This window comes from Larkinella terrae (genome assembly GCF_009668025.1).
Classification (GTDB): Bacteria; Bacteroidota; Bacteroidia; order Cytophagales; family Spirosomataceae; genus Larkinella; species Larkinella terrae.
The window spans coordinates 543182-568337 of record NZ_WJXZ01000004.1 but is presented as its reverse complement, the minus strand read 5'-3'; the positions used below and the strand labels follow the sequence as shown (position 1 = coordinate 568337).

Genomic DNA, 25156 nt, shown 5'->3' with positions numbered 1-25156 from the left:
ACGACCTCAATATTCTTTTCGGCTTAGTTTGGTAGCAGAATGCCTGCCCATACGGACGCATGCTTTTTCGCAAACAACAAAGGCGTCCCGATAATGTTCGTGACGGGTTGCATTACCAGCCAGCCACCTGTTTTTCCTGCCGACGTTCGCCGATTTGCTGGCGCCACATCGCGTAGTACAAGCCTTTTTGTTCGAGCAGTTCGGCGTGCGTGCCGGTTTCGGCGATTTTGCCTCTTTCCAGTACAATGATCGTGTCGGCGTGCATGATGGTGGAAAGCCGGTGGGCAATCAGGATGGTGATCTGCTCGCGCCGGGCCGAAATGCCACGGACGGTGTCGGTAATGGCTTCTTCCGTCAGCGAATCCAGCGCCGACGTGGCTTCGTCGAAAATCAACAACCGAGGATGCCGGATCAGGGCGCGGGCGATGGAAATACGCTGCTTTTCACCTCCCGACAACTTCATGCCGCCCTCGCCCAAAACCGTATCGATCCCTTTGTCGGAGCGGGCAATCAGCTGGTCGCAGGACGCTTTGTGGAGGGCTTCACGGATTTCCCCGTCGGTCGCATCCGGTTTGACAAAAAGCAGGTTTTCCTTGATCGTACTGGCAAATAACTGCGTATCCTGCGTCACAAAGCCGATCTGCCGACGCATCGGGTTGTACCGAATCTGGCTCGCCGGAACGTCGTTGAAGTAAATTTCACCCGAAACCGGTTTATACAACCCCAGCAGCAACTTCACCAGCGTCGATTTTCCCGAACCCGAAGGTCCCACAAACGCGACGGTTTCGCCCATGCCCACCGCAAACGAAATCCCATCCATCGCATTCTGCTGGGCGGATTGGTGTCGAAACACCACGTTTTCGAAACGCAGATGGTTCAGCACGCCAAAGTCGATGGAATCGTCGGGCCGCCGTTCAATGGATTTATTCATCAGGTTATCAAAAAGCCCCAGCGACGCTTCGGCTTCGCGGTACGACAGGATGATGTTGCCCAGATCCTGCAGAGGGGCAAAAATCGCCGTCGAAATAAACTGCATCGAAATCAGTTCGCCGGTGGTCAGAACATCCCGGAAAATAAGCCATAACAAGGCAAACAGAATCGACTGTTTCAGCACATTCAGGGTGGTTCCCTGCAAAAACGACAGCGTCCGGACCTGTTTCGTTTTATCCATTTCGAGCTCGTAAATCCGCTGGGTGTATTGCTTCAGGCGCCGGATTTCCGGAAACGTAAGTCCCAGACTGCGAACGAGTTCAATATTCCGCAGCGATTCCGTTATGGCCCCGGCCAGCTTCACGGTTTGCCGGTTGACGGCCTTCTGGACGGTTTTTATTTTTTTACTCAGCAAACCGGTCAGCCCGCCCAGAATCAGAATTCCGATGACGAAAATGGGAATCAGCGCCCAGTGTTTGGTGATGGCGTACCAGATCAGAAAACCCATCCCGACGATGGACGAAAACAGAATGTTGATGAACGCATTGATAAATTTTTCGGTGTCGGTCCGCACTTTCTGCAGCAACGCCACGGTTTCGCCACTCCGCTGTTCTTCAAATTCCTGAAACGACAGCCGGAGGGTTTGTTTTAAACCGTCGTTAAAAACCTGCGTACCAAAGCGTTGCACCACCAGCCGCATGCAATATTCCTGAAACGACTTCGCCAGCCGCGCCAGCGTGGCAATTCCAATAGCAATCAGCAGCCAGAACAGAACGCCCCGAACCAGTTCGTTTTCGGGCCGGGATATCGGTTTGGTGGCGTATTCGTCGATGATCTTCCCGAAAATAAGCGGATCAATCATGGTTAATAGCTGACTGACACCAGCCAGTAGCAACGACACCACCACCAGCCAGCGGTACGGTTTCAGGTATGTCCACAGAATTTGCATAACTGTTCCCGGTTTTCTGTTTTCGGTTTACAGTTTTCGGAGCTCCGCCGGGATTCTGGATGGAGCAAGTCGTTGACCAACCGAAAACTGTAAACCGAAAACTGAAAACCGTCACCTATACGACTCCGGAAAGCCGGTTTTGTTACGAAAACTTTCTGTTACGGAATAAATAGTAGATAAAAGTGGAATTATCTGATATTTTCTCAAAAGAAAACCGATTTCGTTGAAACTTTACTAAGGTTTCGGCAGAATGCCCTTTCTTTGCCGAACGATTCTTTTTGTAACTATTATGGCAGATCGGGCACTTCTTTTAACCAACGGCTTGCTGGCAACTCCCAATGCAAAAACCGCTCACGGGCTTATCCGGGATAGCGAACGCTATACCATTGTGGGCGTGATCGACCCGCCCACGGCCGGGCGCGACGCGGGCGACGTGCTGGACGGGAAAAACCGGGGGATACCGGTTTTTGCTTCACTGGAAGATGCACTGGCCGCAGCCGGACCGGTGCAATACGGCATTGTGGGCGTAGCCACCACCGGGGGCGTGCTGCCCCTGGAAGTCTTATTTCTGATCGAAACCTGCCTGCAAAACGGCTTATCGGTTGTCAATGGCCTGCATGATCTGCTAAACGATCGCCCGACGCTCGTTCAGCTGGCGGCCGAAAACAATGTGCAGCTGATCGATATTCGGAAACCCAAACCCCGCACCGAACTGCATTTCTGGTCGGGAGACGTTTTCAAGATAAAAGCTCCGATTCTGGCGGTTTTGGGCATGGACTGCGCGATGGGCAAACGAACGACCACGCGACTGCTGACCCAGGCCTGCCGGGCGGCCGGACTGAACGCGCAGATGATTTACACCGGGCAAACCGGCTGGCTGCAGGGCGGACAGTACGGTTTTATTTTCGACTCGACGCTGAACGATTTTATTTCCGGCGAAATCGAACACGCCCTCGTTTCGTGCTGGCAAGAAACCGGTGCCGACGTGTTGCTGCTCGAAGGGCAGTCGTCGCTGCGGAACCCGAGCGGGCCGTGCGGACTGGAGTTTATCGTTTCGGGTAATGCGAAACATGTGGTGCTGATGCATGCGCCCAAACGCACTTATTTCGATTATGACCCACATTGGGGCGAAATCCCTTCGGTTGAATCCGAAATCGAAATCATTCAGAAATTCGGTGCCGAAGTTATCGCGCTGGCCCTCAATACGGAAGAATGTACGCCCGAAGAAGCCCGGCAGTTTCAGCGGGAATACGCCGACCGGCTCGGCATTCCGGTTTTGCTGCCGCTGGAAGAGGGAGTCGGGCCGGTGGTGCCGGTCATTCGTCAGTTAGTCGAAAAAACCGTTCGATATGCAGATTAAATCCATCCGGGTTTTCCGCCGGGATCTGGCCCTGACCAAACCGTATACGATTGCGTATCAGACCATTTCCGCCGTCGAGAATATCTTTTTAGTGGTCGAACTAGCCAACGGCATCATCGGACTGGGAGCCGCCAATCCGTCGCCCGAAGTGGTTGACGAATCCCCCGATCAGGCATTTGAGAATCTGCAAAGTGACGCCATTCAGCGGTTTGTGGGTCGCGATATTCGACACACCTTTCAACTGATCGACGAAGCCAGTCAGCATTTCCCGAACGGCCCCGGCACGCTGGCGGCTTTCGATATTGCGCTGCACGATGCCTTCGGGCAGTTTCTCGGGATTCCGGTTGTTGAATTATACGGGCAAAAAATAACGGCTTTACCAACCTCCGTCACGATTGGAATTATGCCGATTGCCGAAACGCTGGAAGCGGCCCGTGACTACATGGAGCAGGGATTTCGGGTGCTGAAAGTAAAAACCGGCCTGGATGTAAGCGAAGACATCGGCCGTATTCGGAAGCTCCGCGAGCAGTTTGGCCCCGATCTGGTGCTGCGCGTCGATGCCAACCAGGGCTATTCGGTGGATCAGTTGATTCAGTTTATCGGGCAAACCGACGATTCCAGGGTGGAGTTAATCGAACAACCGCTGCCAGCGGGTGCGGACGACGAACTGCGGGCGCTGCCGTTGGCGATCCGCCGGACGCTGGCAGCCGACGAATCGCTGAAGGGCGGTGAAGCGGCCTTGAAACTGGCGCAGGAGCCCAAACCGTTCGGGATTTTCAACATCAAGCTCATGAAATGTGGCGGCATCCGGGGCGCTTTCGACATAGCGACGGTCGCCCGGCTGAGCCAGATTGAGCTCTTCTGGGGCTGTAACGACGAGAGCATCGTCAGCATTTCGGCGGCTTTACACGCGGCTTTTGCCTGCCCCAACACGCGCTACATCGACCTGGACGGCAGTTTCGACCTCGCCGAAGACGTGGTCAAAGGCGGTTTTACGGTAAAAGACGGACTACTCTACCCGACCGGAACGCCCGGCCTGGGCTTAACGGATTTCTCCTTTTAACCGATGAAACCAGTCGCCAAACTTGCCCGGGTGCTTACGTTGCCTTCAGCCATAGTACTGGTCATCAGCATCATGGTAGGCTCGGGCGTGTTCAAGAAAATTGCCCCGATGTCCGCCGAACTGCAATCGCCCGGACTGGTTTTGCTGTGCTGGCTGCTGGCCGGGCTGGTGAGTTTGGCCGGGGCGCTGACCAATGCCGAAATGGCCGGGATGTTTCCGCAATCGGGGGGCGAATACGTTTATTACCAGAAAGTCTACAACCGGTTTTTTGCGTTTCTCTACGGCTGGAGCAATTTTACAGTAGTCCGGACGGCATCAATCTCGGCATTGGCCTACATTTTTGCCCAGTCGCTGGTCGGTTTGCTTTCGCTGGTCGACGAAACCGGTTTTGCCACGAAAGGCATTGCGTCGGTGCTGATCATCGGGCTCAGTCTGGTCAATTACCGGGGTATCCGGTTTGCGGGCGGCATCAGCTGGGTACTGACCTGCGCTATTTTACTGACCATCAGCGGTTTAGTAATCACCGGTTTTAGCTCGGAGATAGGCACATTCGCCAATCTCAGTCACAATAGTCCGGCATCCGACGCGGGCACCATTCAAGGACTGGTTTTGGTAAAAGCGCTGTTTATTGCTTCGCTGGGAGCTTTCTGGGGCTACGATGGCTGGAATAACATCGCTTTCATTGGCGAAGAAATCAAGAATCCGCAGCGGAATCTGCCCCTCGCTCTCGGCTTGGGAACGCTGTTTGTGATGGGCATTTACCTGCTCCTCAACCTGATGTACGTTTACGTCCTGCCGATTGAGGAGCTGATGGCCCTTAACCTGACGCCCAACCGGATTGCCGCCGTTGAGGTCATTCGCCGGATCAGCGGAACAACCGGGGCCACGCTGGTGTCGGTGCTGATTCTCTGCACCACCTTCAACGCAACCAACAGCACCATCCTGACTTCCGCCCGTATCTATTACGCGATGGCCCGCGACGGGTTGTTTTTCCGTTCAGTGGCCCGGATTCACCCGGATTATCAGTCGCCTTCGGTCTCGATTGTGTTACAGGCGGTTTTGGCGGTGGCGCTGGTGTGGTCGGGCACGTTCGACCAGCTGACCGACATGCTGGTGTTTGCTTCGTTCATTTTCTACGGGGCAACGGCTTTCGGCGTCATGCTCTTCCGGCGATCGCATCCGGAGCTCCCGCGTCCGTACCGGGTAATCGGCTATCCGGTTTTGCCGGTCATTTTCTGCCTGTTCTGTCTGACATTGGTCGCTATCACGCTCATCGAACAGCCCCGCGAAGCCTTAATGGGATTGGGGCTGATTGCCACGGGCGTTCCTTTTTACTGGTTCTGGCACAGGCAGAAACCGGGGTAATTAATTTATGGCGATTTTTATAGGTGTTCCAGAATAAAATTTCCGTCAATTCCCAATTTATCGTGTAGTTTTTTGGCTAAATCGATCGTCAATTTCCGCTTTCCGTTCAAAATTTCAGAGATCCGGGACGCTTCGACATCCAGCAAAGCCGCCAGATCTTTTTGCTTTAATTTCATCTCATACATCTTCAATTCGATCATGCTCGTTAACGTAGTCGGTTTAGGGAACGGCATAAAATCCTGTTCATAAGCCTGAATGCTTTCGGCAAGTGCCCTGGCTTTCACTTGTTTTTCAGGATCGTCACCCATGTGGCTAATTAGTGCATCAAATTCCCGAAAAGCCTGTTTATAATCACTTTCGTTTGTAATAGTCATGGCTTAAATTCAATGGTTTTGGCATCTATGCGGTCATATTCAGCGTGAGTTCCGATAAACTTGATATAAATTGTTCGAATGCTAAAATGAACCGTCGCAATTAATCTATACCTATTTCCTTTAATGTTAAATACAAACCGCTCATTACCAACGTAATCGACAGAATTGTACGTATTTCTGACATCATTTAGGTTTGACCAGTCCGCTTTTGAAACTATATCATACCATTCCATCAACGCTACAATTGAATCTGAATATTTCTCAGCAAATTGAATTAGCGTCGACTTTGCTATAATTACCATATTCCAAATAAAGGAAAATAATTCCCAAATATGTAATTAAAAATTAAATGCCCAATTTACATCACTGGAAAACTACAAATTCTGCCTCTTAAACCCCACCGGATTCTGTCCCGTTACTCTTTTAAAAATCCGGTTGAAGTACGATAAACTCTCGAAACCGCTCGCAAAACACACTTCCGTTACGGACTGGTCGGCCAGCAAAAGCCGCTTGGCTTCGCGCACCCGGTATTGATTCACAAATTCCGTAAATGTCATCCGGGTCATTTTCTTGAAATACCGGCAAAAAGCCGCCACCGTCAGATTCGTCAGATCGGCCAGTTCTGCCATTTCGATTTTTCGCTGGTAATTTTCATCGATAAACCGGTAAACGCGCTGCAGCCGCTGCTGCTCCTTGCGATTATACGGAAACTCGACCGGGCGGTTGTTCAGCAAGGTCGACTCCTGCGAAGTTGCCAGAATCTGGAAAATCTCCAGCAATTCGATCAGCTGGCGGAAGTGATCCAGCTCGTGAAACCGCATCAGCCGCTTGCCAACCAGGCGTTTCGTGCTTCCGTAAAACGCAATACCGTGCCGGGCCTGCCCGAATAACCGGGCGATGGCGGCCAGTTCCGGCATTTTCTGGAAATTATCCCGCAAAAAATCCGCCCGCATCTGAATCACCACTTTCCGGTAATCAGTCCGGACGCCGTAATCGAAATTGAGGTGCGGAACATACGAACCGATGAACACCAGATCACTGCCTTCGTAACGGGACAGGTGATCGCCAACGTGGCGCGGCCCGTTGGCGCCTTCGATAAAAACCAGTTCATATTCCGGGTGGAAATGCCACATGAAAAAATCGTTCAAATGGGGCGTCAGCAACAACCGGAATGAGCTGTCAACATCGGTTTGAATTTCCTCCAGATAAGCTTTCATGGAAAAACGGATTTGCACAAAACTATACAGAACCCTGTAAAAAATAATTTCAAAAGATCAATATTGTTCAACTACTGGCTACTCCGCGTGTAGCCCTGAACAGGCAGACAGCTTTACCTTTGTCCTATTCAATCTAAAACCAATCCTACTTGTATGGAGACGATGATGCCAACATCTGCGCCTGCCGCCATGACCCCGACTATGATTCCTGACAATGCCCACAAGGACATTCCCGGCAACCCGTCGACGGCCACCAGCAGCCACCTGAAACTCAACGACCGCTCGAATGGTAAACCGCTGCGCGTCCTCTCGGAAGCCGACTGGCAGTTCTGGATCGAGAATGGCTACATCATCATTAAAAACGCCGTGCCGAAAGAGCAGGCCGAGCGTCTCGCCCGGTTTCTGTGGGAATTTGAAGAAAAAGACCCCAACGATCCGGAAACCTGGTATGCCCCGCCCCGCGCCGAAATGAAGATGAAAGAGCTGAATAACAGCGGGATGGTGGAAATTTACAACCACCAGTATTTGTGGGACAACCGGCAGTCGGCCCGCATTTACGATGCGTTTGTCGACATCTGGGGAACCGAAAAACTCTGGGTTACTATCGACCGCGCCAACCTGAACCTGCCTGCCCGACCCGGTTTTGAGTTCAAGGGTTTCATTCATTGGGATTACGATCCCGAAACCAAACCGCAAAACGTGCAGGGCGTACTGGCGCTGGCCGACCAGACCGACGAGAACATGGGCGGTTTTCAGTGCATTCCCGAATTGTACCGCACCTACGACACCTGGAAACTGACGCAACCCGCCGACCGCGACCATTTTAAGCCCGACACGACCGGTTTTGAACTCGTAAAAGTGAAGCTGGAAGCCGGGGATCTGCTGATTTTCAACAGCACGCAGCCGCACGGCATCCGCCCGAATCTATCCCACGATAAAGTGCGGATTGCGCAGTACATCTCCATGATGCCCGCGCAGGAAGACAACGAAGCCCTGCGGCAGTGGCGCATTACCTCCTGGCGCGACCGCAAAGCCCCAGAAGGCTACGCATTCCCCGGTGATCCGCGCGGCTGGGAACAAACGAAATACCAAACCGCCGAATTGAATGAATTGGGGAAGAAACTGCTGGGACTGGAAAAGTGGTGATTTGGTTAAAAGGAGGAAAAAATATCAAATAGGGTTTTGTTGGATTCAAATAATCAATCTGACCATTCACAGAAAAGACTCGATTGACAGGTAAGACATGTTGTTATCTTCATGGTTGAAGAAGCCGCCAGAACAGGCGCACCGGTTTTCTTCTCCACCGAAAAACAACAAACTAATGTCATCTTTCCCTTCCCAACCGCCGGTGCGACCGGTTCAACTGGCGATTGCCGGACTGAGTAGCTACGTTGCCGAGCCTACGCCCATTGCCGAGTGGGCCGCGTCGTTTCAGGTTCCCGACCGCAAGGACCCGTCGAAATTTCTGGATGGCCCGATGGTCGAAAAAGTGCTGGGCGTACGGTCGAAAAGCTGGGCGCCGGAGGTATTCCAGAATCAGGAAGTGGTTACGCAGGTTGCCCGGGAAGCCCTGGCCAATGCGCAGATTTCGGCCCGCCAGGTCGACGCCGTCCTGGTGGTGACCTGTTCGCCCTATCAGGTACTGCTCGATCAGGATGCCTTTTATTTTCTGAAAAGCTTACAGATTCCGGATTCGGTGGTTCCAATCCAGTTGGGGGCGGGATGCGCCGGAATGGCCCGCGCCATGCAACTGGCAACGCAACTGTCGGCCGAAAACATCCTGATTGTGGCCTACAGCCTGAGCAGTCTCTACACCCAAACGTCCCTTTACAAACAGAATCCGGTCCATCCGCTGGGCCGGTCGCTGTGGATGTCGTCGGCACTTTTCTCGGATGGTGCGTCGGCGGTTCTGCTGCGTAAAACCGGGTATCGGGGTGGGTTGGCCTTTTACTCCCGCGATTCGCTGGCGTTTGGAACCGAAGGCGGTTTTGACGATCCGCTGATTCATTACATGGGCGGGGGTGCGCTCAATCCGCCGGGTCAGGCAAAATCCGAGGAGCTTTCCTGTTTCGGGATGGCGGGCGACCGCGTGAAGGAATATTACATGAAAGGCATGATGCTGAACCACCAGACCCTGCTCCAAAACCGCCCCGATTACCTGACCGCCGTGCAGAAAATTTACACGCACCAGGCCAGCCCCGTGCTGACCAACGGTTTTCTGAATCATCTGATCGAATCCTGCGCCATTCCACGATCGAAGTTCGGGGTCAACGTGGAAACGTATGGCAACCTGGTTTCCACCAGCACGGTCAAATTGCTGCACGACGACATGGCCAGCGGTCTCGTCCAAACCGGCGACGAAATCTGTATCTCGGTGGTGGGCGCAGGCCCGGAACGGGGCGCTTTCATCACCCGCCTTGCCTGAGTTTTTTCCAAATTCCAACCTATGAAATCAAAAAAGATCCCCGAATCGGGGATCTTTTTTTTGCCCGCCTATCCGCGTTCAGACAGCCAATTTTGCAAGTGCAAATGCTCACTTCTGAGGGTCAAAACCGCCAGAATGATAACAATTCCGGAATTTCGGTAGTAGTAAGTAAGAGCGACACCCCGAACGAGACGTTCGATTGTACTAAAACCGGAAGCCTGATGAGTTGGACAATCATCCATCCAGAATACAAATACTGCTTAAAAACCCGCCTGGTTTTGAATGCCTTTTTTTGGGCCTTTTTCCTGGTGGCTCCAACGCTTTTTGCCCAGAAAACCGCCGAAAATCCGCCCGTCGATAGCCTCCCCATTATTCCGCAACCCGGCATTCCGGTCGATAGCATCATTGCCCGGCTGGAAAAAGGACACACGGTTCTGAACGACATCAGCAACCGAACCCGCCGGGGATTCAACACCTGGCAAATCGAGAGTAACCTGCCGGAAGTGCAGTCGTACGTCAACACGATCCGGACCAACCTGCGGCTTTACAGCAAAGTGAACGACATGAAAAACATGCTCATGTTTCAGGTTTTGCTGGACGACATGCAAACGCAGCTCAAAGCCTGGCGGGAGACGCTTTCCGGTTACGAAAAACAGTTATCCGGCATGAACGGTCAGTTGATTTCGCTGGCCCGCGATTCGCTGCTGGTGCTGCCCGCCGATAGCAACTCCCGCGCCGTATATTTCAATTCCATGAAGGATTTACGGCAGCAATGGATTCAGGCCAGCGAATCGACCAATCAGAACCTGACCCGCATTAACAAGCTGCAGGCTGCGGTTTCCGACGGGTATTTCGAAACCGCCGAGTTGATTAACGTAGTGAACGAGCGCATCCGGGAATTCAACGGCAAAATCACCGGCAAGGAAACGGATTTCATCTGGTCGATACCCAAAAGTGCGGGCTCCGACGATCACCTGGACAATCTGGTGGCCCGTTCGTACGAAGGGCAGCGCGAAATGCTGGCGTATTATTTTAACCGCAGCGCCGAAAACTGGATTTACATGCTGGCCATTGGCGTGGCCTTTTTCGTCTGGGTTTACCGTAGCTTTGCCGTTATCGACAGCCACGGGAAGCGGGAAACCGTTCGGAACGAGCTAAAGATCCGCTACCTCCGGTCGATTCCGGTGTTTTCGGTGTTGGTGGTAGTGTTCAACTTTGCGCCGTTTTTCGACCTGCGGCCCCCGGCGGTTTACGTCGAACTGATGCAGTTTGTGCTTTTGCTGGCGCTCACGGGCCTCTTTTTCCGGAGCTGGCCCCGGCCATTGTTTCTGAACTGGCTGGCCATCGTCGGCCTGTACCTGCTGGTGATCATCACGCGTTCGTCCATTATCGATCCCGGCATCGGTTTTCGAATCTGGCTGCTGGTTCTCAACGCCATATCGGTCGTTTTCGGATTTCTGTTTCTGTACCGGATTCGGCTGACCCTGTCACTGACGGGTTTCATCAAACAGGTTTCGATTTTGTATATCGTGCTGAATTCGCTGGCGATTCTCTGCAACATACTGGGCCGCATGAGTTTGGCGAAGATCTTCACAACGGCTTCAATTTACGGGTTAACCCAGGCCATCGGCCTTTTCACGATGGTTCAGATCATCCACGAAGCGTTCGCGCTGCAGGTTGTCAGCGGCAAACTCTCGGAAGGCATTGCGTCCCGGTTTAACTACCAGAAGCTGGAAATCGGTTTGCGCCGGACGTTGAGCGTGGTGGCCATCATCGCCTGGCTGATCATTTTCACCAACAACATTTACGTTTACAACTCCGTCTATCAGGCAATTAGCGGTTTTTTGGCGACCGAACGCACAGTAGGTAGCACCACCTTCACCTGGGGCAATATCGTCCTGTTCTTTTTTGTGTTGTACCTGTCCAGCGCGTTACGGAAATACATCGGCTATTTCTTTGGTGAAACCGATGATGAGATCGGTGGTAACATCAATACCACCAATTCGCAGCTGGTGATGATCCGCCTTTTCATGCTCATTGGCGGTTTTCTGTTCGCCATTGTCGCATCCGGCATCGGGCTCGACAAGGTAACGGTTATTGTCGGGGCGCTGGGCGTCGGAATTGGGCTTGGGCTTCAGAACATCGTCAACAACCTGGTTTCGGGCATTATTCTAATCTTCGACAAACCGTTCCAGATTGGTGATTTTATTGAGATTACGAACAAAAAAGGGCGGGTCAAAAACATCGGTATCCGCTCCAGCCGGTTACTGACCACGGAAGGTTCGGAGGTTATTATTCCGAACGGCGATCTGCTGTCGGGTCAGGTCATCAACTGGACCATCAACCACAAGGCCAAACGCATCGAACTGACCATCAAAGCCGACACCGAGCACGATCTAAACACGCTCAAAACCATGATTCGGGACGAAATCACGAAACATCCGAATTCCATCAAGCGGCAGAAGCCCGAAATTTTCCTGTCCACGATCACCAGCGACGCCATCGAGCTCAAGGTGCAAACCTGGATCAATTCGGTCAACAAAGAAGATCAGTTCCGCAGCGAAGTGCTGCTCAACATCTACCGGCGTTTTAAAGAAGCGGGGGTCAAGTTGATGTGAACAAAATTTAAATGAACAATTAACAATGAATAATGAACAGGGTAACGTACTGATGTTCATTATTCATTGTTAATTGTTCATTTGGCACGGGCAGTGCCATTCATTCCGAGCGTAGCGAGCGAACGGGATTCATCAACGCGGCTTTGATGGTGTGAAAACTGACGGTTAATAAGGCAATTAGAACTGCGATTATTCCGGCGACGGCAAAAATCCACCAGGAAATACCAATGCGGTACGTAAAATCCTGCAACCACTGGTTCATGGCGTACCAGGTGATCGGAATGGCAATGCCGAACGCGACCAGCACCAGCTTGAGAAAGTCTTTGGATAAAAACGCGACGATTTGCCCGACCGTCGACCCCAGCACTTTGCGGATGCCGATTTCCTTTCGGCGCTGTTCGACGGTAAATGAGGTCAGGCCAAAGAGTCCCAGACACGAAATCAGGATGGCCAGAGCCGCAAAAAGCCCCGCCAGGGTTTTGGTGCGCTGTTCGTTGTCGAAATTGCGGGCATATTCCTGATCGATGAATTGATAATCGAACGGATAAGCCGCATTGTATTTCCTGAATATCTCTTCGGTTTTCTCCAGCTTGTCGGACGTGTCAGCCCCCGGTTTGAATTTGATGTGCATCGTGCTAAACCAGGCACCGGCCCCTTCAATCACGATCGGTGGAATTTTGGCGTAGGGCGAATCGACGATGTAATCTTTCACGACGCCCACTACGCGCCAGGTTTGCCCGGAATAGGGTTGTGTAATGACTTGCCCGACCGGATTTTTGAACCCCATCAGTTTGACGGCGGATTCGTTCAACAGGACGGAAAAGCTGTCCGCAGGATACTTTTCAATGTCAATATCCCGCCCCTCAATTAACTTCAGGCCAGCGGTTTTGACGAGATCGGCATCGGCACTGAACAGCGAAATAGATGTATTGGTATCGGCAGGGTCTTCGCCCGTCCACCGCAATCCCCAGGTCCGCGAACCCACCTTCGTGACGCTCGACATGGTTTTCGTAACGGATTCGGCCACCCCTGAATGGATCAGTTCCTGCTTGATTGCCAGGTAATTCTTTTCAATATCGCCCACAAAATCCACCCGAATCAGGTCGTTGTTGGCATAGCCTTTATCACGTTCCTGCGCAAAAATAATCTGATCGCGAACCACAATCGTGGCAATCACCAGAATGATCGCAAACGTAAACTGGAGCACGACCAGAAACTTCCTTGGCGACAGCCCCAGCCGGGCTTTTTTGAACTGCTGGTTAAACATGCTGATCGGCTGGAACGAAGACAGGTAAAAGGCGGGATAACTCCCGGCCAGCAAACCCGTCAACAGCATGAAACCGAGCGCCGAAAGCCAGAAACCATAACTCGAATACGGAATGGCAAGCTGGGCGTTCACGAGCGTATTGAAAACCGGTAATGCCAGTTGAACGAGCAGCAGGGCGAAAAAACCGCCCACCACAGTCGTCAAAAACGCTTCGACAATAAATTGCCCGATTAACAAACCGCGACCCGCTCCGGCGACCTTCCGCACTCCGATTTCCTTCGCCCGTTTCTCCGAGCGGGCCGTACTCAGATTCATGAAATTGATGCAGGCAATCAGGACAATAAAAGCGGCAATCAGACCGAAAATCCGCACGGTTTCGATGCGCCCACCGACCGGTTTTCCATTTTCAAAGCGCGCATACAAATGCCATTGGTCGAGCGGAAAAAGAAAGTGCGTCCAGACATCCGTGCGGCCCGCATACCGGCGGGTCAGGTCTTTGATCTTTTCACTGAAAGCCGCACCGTTCGTATTGGGTTTGAGCAGAACATAGGTTGGCGTATTGTTGCTGAGCCAGCTTTCATTGCTCCAGCCGATTTTCTTCACATAATCCCACGGCAGGAGGTATTCAAACGTAAACCGGGTATTCGGCGGCAGGTCTTTTAAAACGCCGGTCACGGTGAAATTATCCTCCGAATCAAGCCGAATGGTTTTGTGCAGGGCGTCGTCCGTACCAAATAATTTCCGGGCCAGTTTTTCGGTAATCACAATGGAATGAATATCAATCAGTTGATCACTGGGCGAACCGGCTACCAGCGGAAAACTGAATAGCTGCAGAAAAGCCGGATCGACCATATTTCCTTCAATTCCGGTAAAACTTTTGTTGTCGACGGTCAGCAGAAATTTGTCATTGGCGGCCACCCGCGCGGTTGCTTCCACTTCCGGATAATCCTTTTTTAAAGCGGGTGCCAATGGTTGCGACGTAATCGGAATTGCAAACGGCGCACCATCCGTATTCCCCGTCAGGCCGTATACCTGATAAAGACGGTCCTTGTTGGCATGAAACTGATCAAAGCTGATTTCATTGTGCAGCCACAGGAGAATCAGCACGGCCCCGGCCATGCCCACCGCCAGCCCGGCAATGTTAATAAAGGAGAAGCTCTTCCCGCCGATCAGGTTGCGGAACGCCATTTTGAAATGATTACGTAACATAGCAATCGAAGTTGGATTCGGAAATTCTTCAGGTTGTCGTTTGATAAAAGCCGGGCGGCAATACGCCAGCATGTCGCGCCAGTACCGTCGCCGGGCTTTGACCTCCCCCAATTGTTCAGCCCGCCGGAAAAACCGCTCGTGCATATCGCCCAGCACCTCCTCGCGCAGGTGCGGAGCAATGAGCCAAGAGAGGATTCGATCAGGAAAACGGGGCGGTAGCGGGGGCATAATGAACGCTTTATAATGAACAATGAATAATTAACAATGAACCGCCGAGCGGCCCCGAATGAACTCGAACACCAGAAATCGCAAAGCCTGTTCATTTTTAATTATTCATTGTTCATTCGGAACGAAGTGACTTCACCGGATTCATCAGCGCGGCTTTGATACTCTGAAAACTCACCGTCAGCAGCGCAATACCGATGGCGAGTAAACCGGCAACGGCAAACACCCACCACTCCATGTTGATTTTGTACGCAAACTCCTGCAACCACCGGTTCATGACGTACCAGGCCACCGGCGACGCCACCAGGATGGCAATCAATACCAGCTTCAGGAAATCGCGGGAAAGCAGCGTCACGATCCCGCCCGCGCTGGCCCCCAGCACTTTCCGAATGCCAATCTCTTTGGTCCGCTGCTCGGCCATGTAGGTGGCCAGCCCGAACAAGCCCAGGCAGGCAATCAGGATGGCGAGCCCGGCAAACGTCAGCGCAATTTGCCCGACCCGCTGCTCGGCCCGGTACATCGTATCGAAGGCTTCGTCCATAAACCGGTAGCTGAACTGCGCGCCGGTCGGGAATTTTTTCCAGACGGCTTCGACCTGTTGCAACAGCTTCGGAAGATCCTGCGTGTTGACCCGGAACGACGCCAGTTCGGTGTTGGAACGCAGCGAAAAAAGCAGCGGACTAACGGTCTGGCGCAGCGATTCGTAGTTGAAATCCTTCACCACGCCAATGATGGTAAAGGGCGTGGCCGTTCCGTTGCTGACCGGATAGATTTTCTGCCCCACGGGATTCTGATAACCGAGGAGTTTCGCCAACGACTCATTGATGACGACGGCACTGGCGTCCGACCCAAAGTCTTTGGAAAAATTGCGGCCCTGCGTCAGGGTCATACCCATCGTTTTGAGGTAATCGTAGTCAACAAACCAGTTTTGGGTGTCAAACATGTTATCGGGCGAGCTGACAGGCACCTTTGATAACGTCAGGCCGTTGCGCGCCGATGAAGAAACCGGCAGAAAACCGCTTAAGGTACCGGCTACCACATTTGGAAGGGTAAGTAATTCATTCTTAAACGGTTCTATATTCGATCCCAGGGCGTGAGTGCCGTTGACAATCAGAACCTGTTGTTTATTGAAGCCAATATCTCTCGTCTGGATGTAGTTGAGCTGGCGGTAAATGATGAGCGTGCCGATGATCAGCATCACCGACGTGGCAAACTGAAAAACCACCAGCGCATTCCGGAAATTGCTCTTCCGAAAACCGCTGCCAATGGACCCTTTCAAAACCGCTACGGGTTTGAAACCGGACAGAAAAAACGCCGGATAACTGCCCGCCAGCAGCCCGACGACCAGCGGAATCAACAGCAGAACGGGTAAAACCGGAAACATAAACAGTTGATTGACCGACAGCGATTTAGCGGCCAGCTCGTTAAAAAACGGCATTCCCGCAGCTGTGATTCCCAGCGCCAGCAGCAGCGAAAAAAACACCGTCAGCGTCGATTCTGTCAGGAACTGGCCGATCAGGGCCGGGCGGTTGGTCCCCATCGTTTTCCGAATACCAACCTCCCTGGCGCGTTTGGCCGACCGGGCCGTCGATAGATTCATGAAGTTGACGCAGGCAATCAGCAAAACGAATAGAGCTATGGCGGAAAAAATATAGACAAACTGAATGTTGCCGTTGGCTTCCAACTCATCCTGCCGATCCGAGCGCAGGTGGATATCAGTTAGTGGAAATAAGGCAAAGACCAGCTTGTTGCCCCCCCGGTTAAAGTCTTCCGCGCTGCTCATCTTCATGTGTTGTTGTGCCTGCGGAAAAAAGTATCTCTCGATAACCTGCGCGAAATTCCGATTAAATTCCTGGTAATGAACACCCTCTTTCAGAACCACGTACGTCTGAAAATTGCTGGTCAGGAAATTTCCCCAGTCGTAGGTGACGGCTTTCATCGGGAAGATAAAATCAAAATGAAAATGCGAATTCTGCGGCATATCGCGGATCACCGCCGTTATGGTGTAAAGCGACCGGTTGACTTCCAGCGGTTTCCCGACCGCATCGGGCGTTCCGAAATAGCGCCGGGCAGTTGATTCGGTGATGACGACGGAATTCGGCGCATCCAGGGCGGTTTTGGTATTTCCGTACAAGGCCGGGAATGTAAATACGTCGAACAAGGTCGGATCGGCATGCACCGACCGGCGTTCATCAATAATTTCTTGGCCATTTCGTACCAGTTTTGACGCGTTTACATTGTAAAACCGGACGTATGCCTCGACTTGCGGATAGTCTTTCTGTAAGGTCGGCCCGATCGGATCACCGACCTGCGTCAGGCGTTGTTCGGTTCCGCCAAAAACTGCATCGATATCGACGCGGTAAATCCGGTCAGCTTTTTTGTGGAAACGATCATAACTCAGTTCATCGACCACATACAGGGTGATCAGCAGACAACTCGCCAGTCCCAGCGCCAGTCCGAAGACATTCAGGAACGAAAGTGCGGGCTGGTTGCGGACGTTCCGCCAGGCGATTTTTAAATAATTCTGAATCATAGCCCTTTTGAAGAAAGAAGGTGAGGAAAGTTCTTCGAATCGCCGGTGGTGCGGCACGCCGACCGGTCGTATACGTTTGATAAAACCGGGTCGTACATACGTCAAAGTATCCCGCCAGTACCGCCGTCGGGCCGTCGCTTCCCCCAGGGATTCGGCCCGCCGGAAAAACCGCTCGTGCATATCGCCCAGCACCTCCTCGCGCAGGTGCGGAGCAATGAGCCAGCTAAGGATGCGGTCGGGGATGCGGGGCGGTTTGGGGCTCATAATGAACAATGAATAATTAACAATGAACAATAGGTAACCCAATTGGCGAATATGAACAACAGATACCGCAAGCCTTTTCATTATTCATTCGAGGCCGCCCAGCGGTTAATTGTTCATTATTCATTGTTCATTCGGAACGAAGTGACTTCACCGGATTTACCAGCGCGGCTTTGATGCTTTGAAAGCTGATGGTCAGCAAAGTAATCGCCAGAGCGCCCGCGCCCGAAAGCGCGAAAATCCACCAGGCAACGGTCACCTTATAGGCAAATCCCTGCAACCACTGGTTCATCGCGTACCAGGCAATGGGCGACGCAATCAGAATCGCAATTAGAACCAGGCGGAGAAAATCGCGGGAAAACAGCGTCACAATCTGACCGACCGACGCTCCCAGCACCTTCCGGATGCCAATTTCCTTGGTGCGCTGTTCGGTCGAAAACATGACCAGGCCCAGCAACCCGAGACAGGAAATCAGAATGGCCAGCACCGCAAACACATTGGAGAGCTTCGCCATGACCTGCTCACTGCGGTAAAGCCGTTCGTATTCCTGGTCAATAAATTGATAATCAAACGGATAATTGGGATTGATTTCACCGTAAACCTTTTGCAGACTCGCCAGCGCTTCTTTGGTTTTTCCGGCTTCGGTCCGGACCAGCACCACGCCGAAATATTCGTATTCCTTCACATCCACAATCAGCGGTTTAATGGGCTCATGCAGCGAATGCGTGTGGTAATCTTTCAGAATGCCAATGATATGCCCTTTCTTTTGCCAGGCCGACACCCATTTGCCGATTGGTTCTTTCAGCCCCATTTGCCGAACGGCTTCTTCGTTCACCAGAAAAGCGTCCGACGAATCGGTGGAGATGGTTTTGGAGAAATTACGCCCGTCGGCCAGTTTCAGATTCATGAGTTTAACAAAATCAAAGCCAACGGACGTGGGTTTAAAACCGACGGAAGCATTCTTTTCTTTCCCCTCCCAGTTGATGGCATCTTCCCCGGTTTTGGTTTCTGCCGATCCGTCGTGTTCGTCCACCACAAACCCCATCGTGTGCGGAGCTTCGCTGCTGCGGTCAATCATCACAATACCGGGCATTCGGGAAGCCTGTTCTTTGAAAAGGGTGTAGCCGCGCTGATTCGCCAGATTGCCTTCGATGCGAACGTACAGCAGGTTTTCGCGGTCATAACCCAGGTGCGCGTGCTGGACGTAGCTGGTCTGCCGGGAAACAACGAGCGTTGCCACCAGCAGCACAATGGCCAGTCCAAACTGAAAAACCGTTAAGCCCTGCCGAAACCAGACGGAACCCCGCGTGAAACGGAGAATCCCTTTCAGAATCCGGACCGGTTGCAGCGACGACAGAAATAGCGCCGGATAACTGCCCGCCAGCAAGCCCGTTAAAATCGTCAGTCCCAGCAACGACAGCCAGAACGAACCCTGCGCCAGGGGCAACGGAATCTGTTTTCCCGTAAATTCATTGAAAACCGGCACTAGCAGCACGACCAGAATCAAGGTGAGCAGCATGGCCAGAAAAGCGAGCAAAACCGCTTCCCCAAAAAACTGGCCGATGAGATGGCTCCGCGTCGAACCCAACACCTTCCGAACGCCCACTTCCTTCGCGCGTTTGACGGAGCGGGCCGTGGCCAGATTCATGAAATTGATGCAGGCAATGATCAGGATAAAAAGAGCCACCCCGCTGAAAATCTGCACGTATTCGATGCGGCCACCTTCCGGTTTTCCGTTCACAAACGTGCTGTGCAGGTATTGATCCCGAAACCGTTGCAGCCCGATTTGGGTCGTAACTCCCTTATTCTTCGTGAGTCGCGGCTCGAGAAACCGGTTGATCTTGTTCGCTACCGTCGGCACGTTCGCGTTTTCGGCCAGTTCAATAAACAGGCGAAATTCGTTGGACGACCATTCCAGTTTGGTATTCTGTGCTTCCCAATTGAGCAGAAAATCAAATTTCAGCGAGCTTTCCACCGGCAGGTTTTCAAAAACCGCCGACACCCGAAAATCCAGCCGGTTTTCGTACCGCAGGCTTTTTCCCATCGCCTTCCGGGGCGTCCCGAAAAACCGCTCCGCCATTTTCCGGGAAATGGCCACCCCGTTGATGTCGCTCAGCGCGGTTTCGGCATTACCCGCCAGCAGCGGATAGCTGAATATTTTGAAGAAATCGCGGCCCGCCCGCGAGCCTTCCAGCTTGAATTTCTTATCGCCCAGTTGAAATGTCTCGGGATGCCCCCAGGGCAGTTCGTAGCCGGTGGCATAAAACGCCTGGTGTTTCACTTCCGGAACGGCGTTTTTTAGATCTTCCAGCATAAAGCCGGTGCGCTGGCCGGACGTCACCCGCACCGGGGTACTGTAGGTCCCGTTCACCTTTCCGTTGGCCGAAATGGTTTGGTAAACGGTATAGAGGTTGTCGCCCCTGGCGTGAAAATTATCGACGCTTTTTTCGTCCTGCACCCACAGAAAAATGAACAGGCAGCAGATCATGCCCAGAGCCAGCCCAACGATATTGATGGCGGAAAAACCGGTATTCTTGACCAGGTTCCGGAAGGCGATTTTTACATAATTGCGTAGCATTTCAGGGTTCAGGAAAAAAGTAGTCGAATAGTCCGTTGGTTTTCGTTTCATCACCGACAGCCGCACGTACGTTCCCGCGTCGCGCCAATAGCGCTGCCGGGCCTTTGCCTCGCCCAGTCGCTGCACTTGCAGCTGATAGCGTTCGTGCAAATCGCCCAGCACCTCCTCGCGCAGGTGCGGAGCCACCAGCCAGGTAAGGATGCGGTCGGGAAAGCGGGGCGGTTTTTTCATAATGAACAATGAATAATGTACAATGAATAATTAGTCCCAATACGAAAAGTAAGAGCCGTAAGCCACGAAGTCATTTCATTATTAATTGTTAATTATTCATTAGAAACCTAGCTCCACTCCAGCATCGTTGGCGGGACAATCCGCTCCCAGAGCCGTTCGCGGACGGAACGGACTTCGGTCAGGACCCGGCCACCCAGGGCGGTGACGGTGAACAGCCGTTTCCGGCGACCACCCCGCTCGGCGGTGGCTTCGCCCAGCACGGACGAGACGTAGCCTTTCTGCTCCAGCCGTTGCAGAGCCGCGTGAACCGCTCCCGTACTCACTGGCTGGCCGGTTTCCCGCTCGAGCTCTTCCGCGATGATGACCGAATAGGCCTTCGGCACCATCACGGCCACCGTCAGGAGAACAACTTCTTCAAATTCACCTAAATCACTGCGTCGCATGAATGAAGATCCGTTTGGTTAAGGGGTCTGAATCATTTCTTCTATTTCCGTATATCAAATCTGTTGCCAAATGAAAAAACCTGCCATCCTGTGCCGTTAAAGGTGGTTTTTGAAAAACCGGGGTGAGCATCTGTCCAAAAACGGACATTTTTTGTACGCATCTGGACAGTCCCGCCAGCTTCCGAAACGGCGTATTTATTTCTACTTTTGGGCCAGCCAAATCCCAATCTCATATGAATCGTCGTCATTTTATACAGCAAACCGCTGCCGCCAGCGCCGGAGTAGCGTTCGGCACGCAAGCGGTTTTTGCCACTCAACCGGCTGATTTTCCGGTGGTGCGCGAGGCTGCCGGGAAACGAAATTTCACCAGCATTGCCGTCGAAAAAGCCATTGAACGGGTGAAGAAAACCGTGCGCGATCCCGAACTGGCCTGGCTTTTTGAAAACTGCTTTCCCAATACGCTCGACACAACCGTTCAGTTCAGCGAAGCCGACGGCAAACCCGACACCTTTGTCATCACGGGTGACATCGACGCCATGTGGCTCCGCGACAGCACCGCTCAGGTCTGGCCCTATCTGCCCTTAACAAAAGAAGATGAACCGCTACGGAAGCTGATCGCGGGCGTAATTCGACGCCAAACGCAGTGCATCCGGCTCGATCCGTACGCCAACGCGTTTTATTCCGACCCTAAAAAAGAGGGCGAATGGAAGAAAGACATCACGGCCATGAAACCGGGTTTGCACGAACGCAAATGGGAACTCGACTCGCTGTGTTACCCGATTCGGCTGGCGTATCACTACTGGCAAACCACCAAAGACACCAGCCCGTTCGATGCCGATTGGGCCGACGCGATGCGGCTGATCGTGAAAACCTGCCGCGAGCAACAGCGCAAAACCGGTCGTGGGCCATACAAATTTGGCCGCGAAACGTCCTGGTCGACCGACACGGTTCCGGGTAACGGCTACGGCAACCCAACGAAACCCATCGGATTGATTCACAGCATTTTCCGCCCCTCGGACGACGCCACGGTTTTCCCGTTTCTGGTGCCTTCCAACTGGTTTGCGGTTGCCTCGCTCCGGCAACTGGCCGCGATGACGGACAAAATCCGGTCCGATGCGGTTTTCGCGAAAGAATGCCGGGCGCTCGCCGACGAAGTGGAAACCGCCCTGAAGCAGTACGCCATTTATACGCATCCGAAATACGGGAAGCTGTACGCGCTGGAAGTCGACGGTTTTGGCAACCACCTGTTGCAGGATGACGCCAACGTGCCCAACCTGCTTTCATTGCCGTATCTGGGAGCGGTTTCGGCCGCTGATCCGATTTACCAGAACACCCGGCGGTTTTCGCTCAGCGCCGACAATCCGTACTATTTCAAAGGGAAAGCCGCCGAAGGCATCGGCAGTCCGCATACGCTGGTGGACAATATCTGGACGATGAGCCTGACCATGCGCGCGCTCACATCGACCAATGAACAGGAGATTCTGACGCAGCTCCGCCAGTTGAAAAAGACGCACGCCGGGACCGGTTTCATGCACGAATCGTTCGATAAAGACGATCCGAAGCAATTTACCCGCAAATGGTTCGCCTGGGCCAATACGCTGTTTGGGGAATTGATTCTGAAAGTGGTAAACGAACGGCCACAGTTGCTGAGCAAACCGTTGTAGCCCTGTCAGCGGTCGAAGACCCTGTCAGCGGCCATCTCGTTTTTCTCGCGAACGTATTCTCCCCATTTAACCGCTGTCAGGGTTTTACCATTTCACGCCTACCGTCAGGAAGAACGCTCGCCCGTCGGAGGGCAGGATGCCGGGACCGGGGTAGCCGGTGGCCCGGCGCGTGTAGTAAAATTCGTTCGTCAGATTGTTGACGCTGCCTTCCAGCTTCAGCCAGCGGTAGGTCCAGGAAAGCGAAAAATCCATGATGTGATACGACGGGATCCGTCCGATAACCGCCGAAAAACCGCCGTCGACGGCATTCGTCGCATCGGAATACTGATCGGATAGATACGTAAACTGGAACGACGCTTTCAGGTTGCGGTATCCCCACCGCATCCCCGACTTCAGGTTGACCGCCGGAACAAACTCGACCTCATTTCCCTGCACGCCCGGAATCTGGCTTTTCACGTAGCTGGAACGAGTCAACGCAAGGTTCCCGAAAACCGACCAGCCCCAGCGATCCGATTGGCCGGGCAGCAACCGCAGCAATTCCACTTCGCCGTAGGATTCCAGTCCGACAATCAGCGCCCGGCCGATGTTGGTGCGTTTGCGCAGAACGCGGTCGCTGGCGTCGTAAAACTGCACCTCGCCAATGCGGTTTCCGTAGTTGAGCGCAAACAGGTTCAGGTCGTAGCTCAGCACCCCATTCTTCTCACCTCGCACGCCCGCATCTGCCGAAAAACCGCGTTCGTCCTGCAAATTCGGATCAATCACCGCCGACGGATTTGAAATCCGCATGTCGCTGAACGTAATCGAACGGTAATTCTGGGAAATGTTTCCGTAGGCTTCAAACTGCGATGAGGGTTTGTAACTCACGCCAATACCGGCAATCAGAAAACCGCGCGGGTTCACCCGTTTCTCCGGCGTCTGGGTAATGGTGATGATGTTTCCGGCCAGGTCGCGGACGATGTTTCCGTAAAAACCGTCGGCGGTGGTGCGGATGTGTTCGTAGCGAATACCGGGCGTTACCGATAGTTTCGAACTCAGAAAAAAGACGTTTTCGGTAAATAAAGACACATTCCGGTTCGGAAACCGGTAGTCGGAGGACGTCAGCTTATCGGGTTCCACGAACGTAAAATCCGGGTCTTTGCCGGTTGCCCCCACGCCCTGCTGGCTGTGATTAAACCCGTGGTAATACCGCGTTCCGACCAGAAAAACGCCGTCTTTTTTTCCCAGTTTGTAGCGGTTCAGAAACCGCGCTTCAAAACCGTAGTTCCGGAAATCACCGGCAATCAGATCCCGCTCGAAAGTTTCGTTGTCGACTGTGGCCACCCGGTTGGGCCGAAAACCCAGCGAATACCGCGAAGCCACCACGCCGAACGCAATGAAATTAAAGTCCGACCGGTGGTTCACTTTCCAGTCGTAATGGGCATTGAACAGATTCCAGTCCACCTTGAACCAGTTCCGCTCGCGGTTCGACTGCCGCGGGTTGGCGACAAACATTTCGTCGCTCAAACCGCCCGGCTGCTGGGCCAGGTAATCCATGTGCGTCACTTCCAGCCCAATTTTGGCGTCGTCGGTCAGTTGGTAATGAATATCGGCATAGGCAGTTTTGCTGTCGAAATGCGAATTGGGCCGCCAGCCGTCGGCTTTTTTATACTGGAAAAAAGCGTAGTAACTCAGCTTTTTAGCCGTTCCGCTGACGCTGTTGAATGAGTTGAAAAAACCGAACGAACCCACGGTTTGCCGCGAAGTTACTTCAAACGTGCGGTCGGTGACGGGCTGACGCATCTCGAAATTGAGCAATCCGCCAAACTGCGTTCCGTATTGCAGCGAAGCCGCTCCGCGTACAATCTTGATGCGTTTCAGCGCTTCGGTCGGCGGGGTGTAATAGCTTTCGGGATAGCCCAGGGCGTCGGCGCTGATATCGTAGCCGTTTTGCCGGACGTTGAAATTCGACGTCCGGTTTGGGTCGAGGCCGCGCCCGCCGATGCTGAGCTGCAAACCGCCCCCGTCGTTTTCCCAGATGTTTAGCCCGGCGACGCGGGAATACACCTGCCGGGCGTTGTTGGTCGCCAGATTCGCCACCAGATTTTCGGGCAAAATCACCTCCGATTTTTTGGCCGCAAAAATGGCCGTGCCTTCCACTTCGCGCAGGCGGGTCAGGCCGAAACTCCCCTGCTGGGCCGTAACGGTTACTTCGTTGAGTGTTTTCTCAATGCTTTCCAGCGTAAACTCCAGGTTCGTTGTTCCGGCCTCGACGGTTACTTCGGTTTTGAACGAGCGGTGATTTAGTGAGAAAAACTGGAGCTGGTGCGTACCGGTTTTCAGATTCGGGATGGAAAACCGCCCCGCGCTATCGGTGGTGAAAATGTTCCGCGAACCTTTCAGATACACACTGCACCCTTCCACCGGCGCGTTGCTCGTTTTTTCACGAACTGTTCCGATCAGCACGT

General features: G+C 53.0%; 16 protein-coding genes. 7 read left to right on the top strand and 9 right to left on the bottom strand.

The window, feature by feature from the left end; all coding sequences use genetic code 11:
• Positions 1-112 precede the first annotated feature (112 nt).
• Complete coding sequence (locus tag GJJ30_RS09505) at positions 113-1879, bottom strand: ABC transporter ATP-binding protein (protein WP_154174885.1); 1767 nt, start codon at positions 1877-1879, stop codon at positions 113-115.
• Positions 1880-2168: 289 nt separating this feature from the next.
• Here GJJ30_RS09505 and GJJ30_RS09500 point away from each other — a divergent pair, with 289 nt between their 5' ends.
• Genes GJJ30_RS09500 through GJJ30_RS09490 form a run of 3 tightly spaced genes read left to right on the top strand, consistent with a single transcriptional unit; the run spans position 2169 to position 5667 of the window.
• On the top strand, positions 2169-3239 hold the full coding sequence (locus tag GJJ30_RS09500) for an N-acetyltransferase DgcN family protein (RefSeq protein WP_154174884.1): 1071 nt from the start codon (positions 2169-2171) through the stop codon (positions 3237-3239).
• Complete coding sequence (locus tag GJJ30_RS09495; protein WP_154174883.1) at positions 3229-4302, top strand: mandelate racemase/muconate lactonizing enzyme family protein; 1074 nt, start codon at positions 3229-3231, stop codon at positions 4300-4302. The genes GJJ30_RS09500 and GJJ30_RS09495 overlap by 11 nt, the downstream gene beginning before the upstream one ends.
• 3 nt (positions 4303-4305) lie before the next feature.
• Positions 4306-5667 carry an APC family permease gene (locus GJJ30_RS09490; RefSeq protein ID WP_154174882.1) on the top strand — a complete coding sequence of 454 codons (1362 nt, stop codon included), beginning with the start codon at positions 4306-4308 and terminating at the stop codon, positions 5665-5667.
• Between the two features lie 17 nt (positions 5668-5684).
• Here the strand turns inward: GJJ30_RS09490 and GJJ30_RS09485 are convergent, their stop codons facing one another.
• From GJJ30_RS09485 to GJJ30_RS09475, 3 genes are all read right to left on the bottom strand, one after another.
• Positions 5685-6041, bottom strand: a complete 357-nt coding sequence (locus tag GJJ30_RS09485) for a helix-turn-helix domain-containing protein (RefSeq protein ID WP_154174881.1) — start codon at positions 6039-6041, stop codon at positions 5685-5687.
• Entirely contained in the window at positions 6038-6274 is a 237-nt protein-coding gene (locus GJJ30_RS09480) for a type II toxin-antitoxin system HigB family toxin (protein WP_229313064.1), read from the bottom strand. Before GJJ30_RS09480 ends, GJJ30_RS09485 begins: the two co-directional genes overlap by 4 nt.
• A 141-nt stretch (positions 6275-6415) precedes the next feature.
• A complete protein-coding gene (locus GJJ30_RS09475; RefSeq protein WP_154174879.1) occupies positions 6416-7258 on the bottom strand; it encodes an AraC family transcriptional regulator in 843 nt (280 codons plus the stop codon).
• 189 nt (positions 7259-7447) lie between these two features.
• On the opposite strand from GJJ30_RS09475, the gene GJJ30_RS09470 reads away from it, so the two are divergent.
• The 3 genes from GJJ30_RS09470 (at position 7448) to GJJ30_RS09460 (ending at position 12301) form a co-directional block, all read left to right on the top strand.
• The gene (locus tag GJJ30_RS09470) at positions 7448-8404 is read left to right on the top strand and encodes a phytanoyl-CoA dioxygenase family protein (RefSeq protein ID WP_154174878.1); all 957 of its coding nucleotides are present in this window, start codon (positions 7448-7450) and stop codon (positions 8402-8404) included.
• Between the two features lie 175 nt (positions 8405-8579).
• Positions 8580-9683 (top strand): 3-oxoacyl-[acyl-carrier-protein] synthase III C-terminal domain-containing protein, encoded by a 1104-nt coding sequence (locus GJJ30_RS09465; protein WP_170299153.1) that lies wholly within the window; start codon positions 8580-8582, stop codon positions 9681-9683.
• Positions 9684-9787: 104 nt separating this feature from the next.
• Entirely contained in the window at positions 9788-12301 is a 2514-nt protein-coding gene (locus GJJ30_RS09460) for a mechanosensitive ion channel family protein (RefSeq protein ID WP_154174876.1), read from the top strand.
• A 100-nt stretch (positions 12302-12401) separates the two neighbouring features.
• Here the strand turns inward: GJJ30_RS09460 and GJJ30_RS09455 are convergent, their stop codons facing one another.
• From GJJ30_RS09455 to GJJ30_RS09440, 4 genes are all read right to left on the bottom strand, one after another.
• Positions 12402-15005 carry an ABC transporter permease gene (locus GJJ30_RS09455; RefSeq protein WP_229313050.1) on the bottom strand — a complete coding sequence of 868 codons (2604 nt, stop codon included), beginning with the start codon at positions 15003-15005 and terminating at the stop codon, positions 12402-12404.
• A 112-nt stretch (positions 15006-15117) separates the two neighbouring features.
• The gene (locus GJJ30_RS09450) at positions 15118-17799 is read right to left on the bottom strand and encodes an ABC transporter permease (protein WP_229313049.1); all 2682 of its coding nucleotides are present in this window, start codon (positions 17797-17799) and stop codon (positions 15118-15120) included.
• A 127-nt stretch (positions 17800-17926) separates the two neighbouring features.
• Entirely contained in the window at positions 17927-20605 is a 2679-nt protein-coding gene (locus tag GJJ30_RS09445) for an ABC transporter permease (RefSeq protein ID WP_229313048.1), read from the bottom strand.
• Positions 20606-20712: 107 nt separating this feature from the next.
• Positions 20713-21048, bottom strand: coding sequence for a PadR family transcriptional regulator (locus GJJ30_RS09440; protein WP_154174875.1), 336 nt, complete (start codon positions 21046-21048; stop codon positions 20713-20715).
• Positions 21049-21281: 233 nt separating this feature from the next.
• Here GJJ30_RS09440 and GJJ30_RS09435 point away from each other — a divergent pair, with 233 nt between their 5' ends.
• Positions 21282-22712 carry a glycoside hydrolase family 125 protein gene (locus GJJ30_RS09435; protein WP_154174874.1) on the top strand — a complete coding sequence of 477 codons (1431 nt, stop codon included), beginning with the start codon at positions 21282-21284 and terminating at the stop codon, positions 22710-22712.
• An 84-nt stretch (positions 22713-22796) separates the two neighbouring features.
• On the opposite strand, the gene GJJ30_RS09430 is transcribed toward GJJ30_RS09435, so the two are convergent.
• On the bottom strand, positions 22797-25154 hold the full coding sequence (locus GJJ30_RS09430) for a TonB-dependent receptor domain-containing protein (RefSeq protein WP_310588221.1): 2358 nt from the start codon (positions 25152-25154) through the stop codon (positions 22797-22799).
• Positions 25155-25156 lie beyond the last annotated feature (2 nt).

What these genes read in the sequence shown, in the direction of transcription:
- GJJ30_RS09495 (WP_154174883.1), top strand. Translation starts at nt 3,229, where the DNA reads ATGCAGATTAAATCCATCCGGGTTTTCCGCCGGGATCTGGCCCTGACC.
- GJJ30_RS09490 (WP_154174882.1), top strand. Translation starts at nt 4,306, where the DNA reads ATGAAACCAGTCGCCAAACTTGCCCGGGTGCTTACGTTGCCTTCAGCC.
- GJJ30_RS09435 (WP_154174874.1), top strand. Translation starts at nt 21,282, where the DNA reads ATGAATCGTCGTCATTTTATACAGCAAACCGCTGCCGCCAGCGCCGGA.
- GJJ30_RS09505 (WP_154174885.1), bottom strand. Translation starts at nt 1,879, where the DNA reads ATGCAAATTCTGTGGACATACCTGAAACCGTACCGCTGGCTGGTGGTG.
- GJJ30_RS09485 (WP_154174881.1), bottom strand. Translation starts at nt 6,041, where the DNA reads ATGACTATTACAAACGAAAGTGATTATAAACAGGCTTTTCGGGAATTT.
- GJJ30_RS09455 (WP_229313050.1), bottom strand. Translation starts at nt 15,005, where the DNA reads ATGCCCCCGCTACCGCCCCGTTTTCCTGATCGAATCCTCTCTTGGCTC.
- GJJ30_RS09445 (WP_229313048.1), bottom strand. Translation starts at nt 20,605, where the DNA reads ATGAAAAAACCGCCCCGCTTTCCCGACCGCATCCTTACCTGGCTGGTG.
- GJJ30_RS09465 (WP_170299153.1), top strand. Translation starts at nt 8,580, where the DNA reads ATGTCATCTTTCCCTTCCCAACCGCCGGTGCGACCGGTTCAACTGGCG.
- GJJ30_RS09480 (WP_229313064.1), bottom strand. Translation starts at nt 6,274, where the DNA reads ATGGAATGGTATGATATAGTTTCAAAAGCGGACTGGTCAAACCTAAAT.
- GJJ30_RS09450 (WP_229313049.1), bottom strand. Translation starts at nt 17,799, where the DNA reads ATGAGCCCCAAACCGCCCCGCATCCCCGACCGCATCCTTAGCTGGCTC.
- GJJ30_RS09500 (WP_154174884.1), top strand. Translation starts at nt 2,169, where the DNA reads ATGGCAGATCGGGCACTTCTTTTAACCAACGGCTTGCTGGCAACTCCC.
- GJJ30_RS09440 (WP_154174875.1), bottom strand. Translation starts at nt 21,048, where the DNA reads ATGCGACGCAGTGATTTAGGTGAATTTGAAGAAGTTGTTCTCCTGACG.
- GJJ30_RS09470 (WP_154174878.1), top strand. Translation starts at nt 7,448, where the DNA reads ATGACCCCGACTATGATTCCTGACAATGCCCACAAGGACATTCCCGGC.
- GJJ30_RS09460 (WP_154174876.1), top strand. Translation starts at nt 9,788, where the DNA reads ATGCTCACTTCTGAGGGTCAAAACCGCCAGAATGATAACAATTCCGGA.
- GJJ30_RS09475 (WP_154174879.1), bottom strand. Translation starts at nt 7,258, where the DNA reads ATGAAAGCTTATCTGGAGGAAATTCAAACCGATGTTGACAGCTCATTC.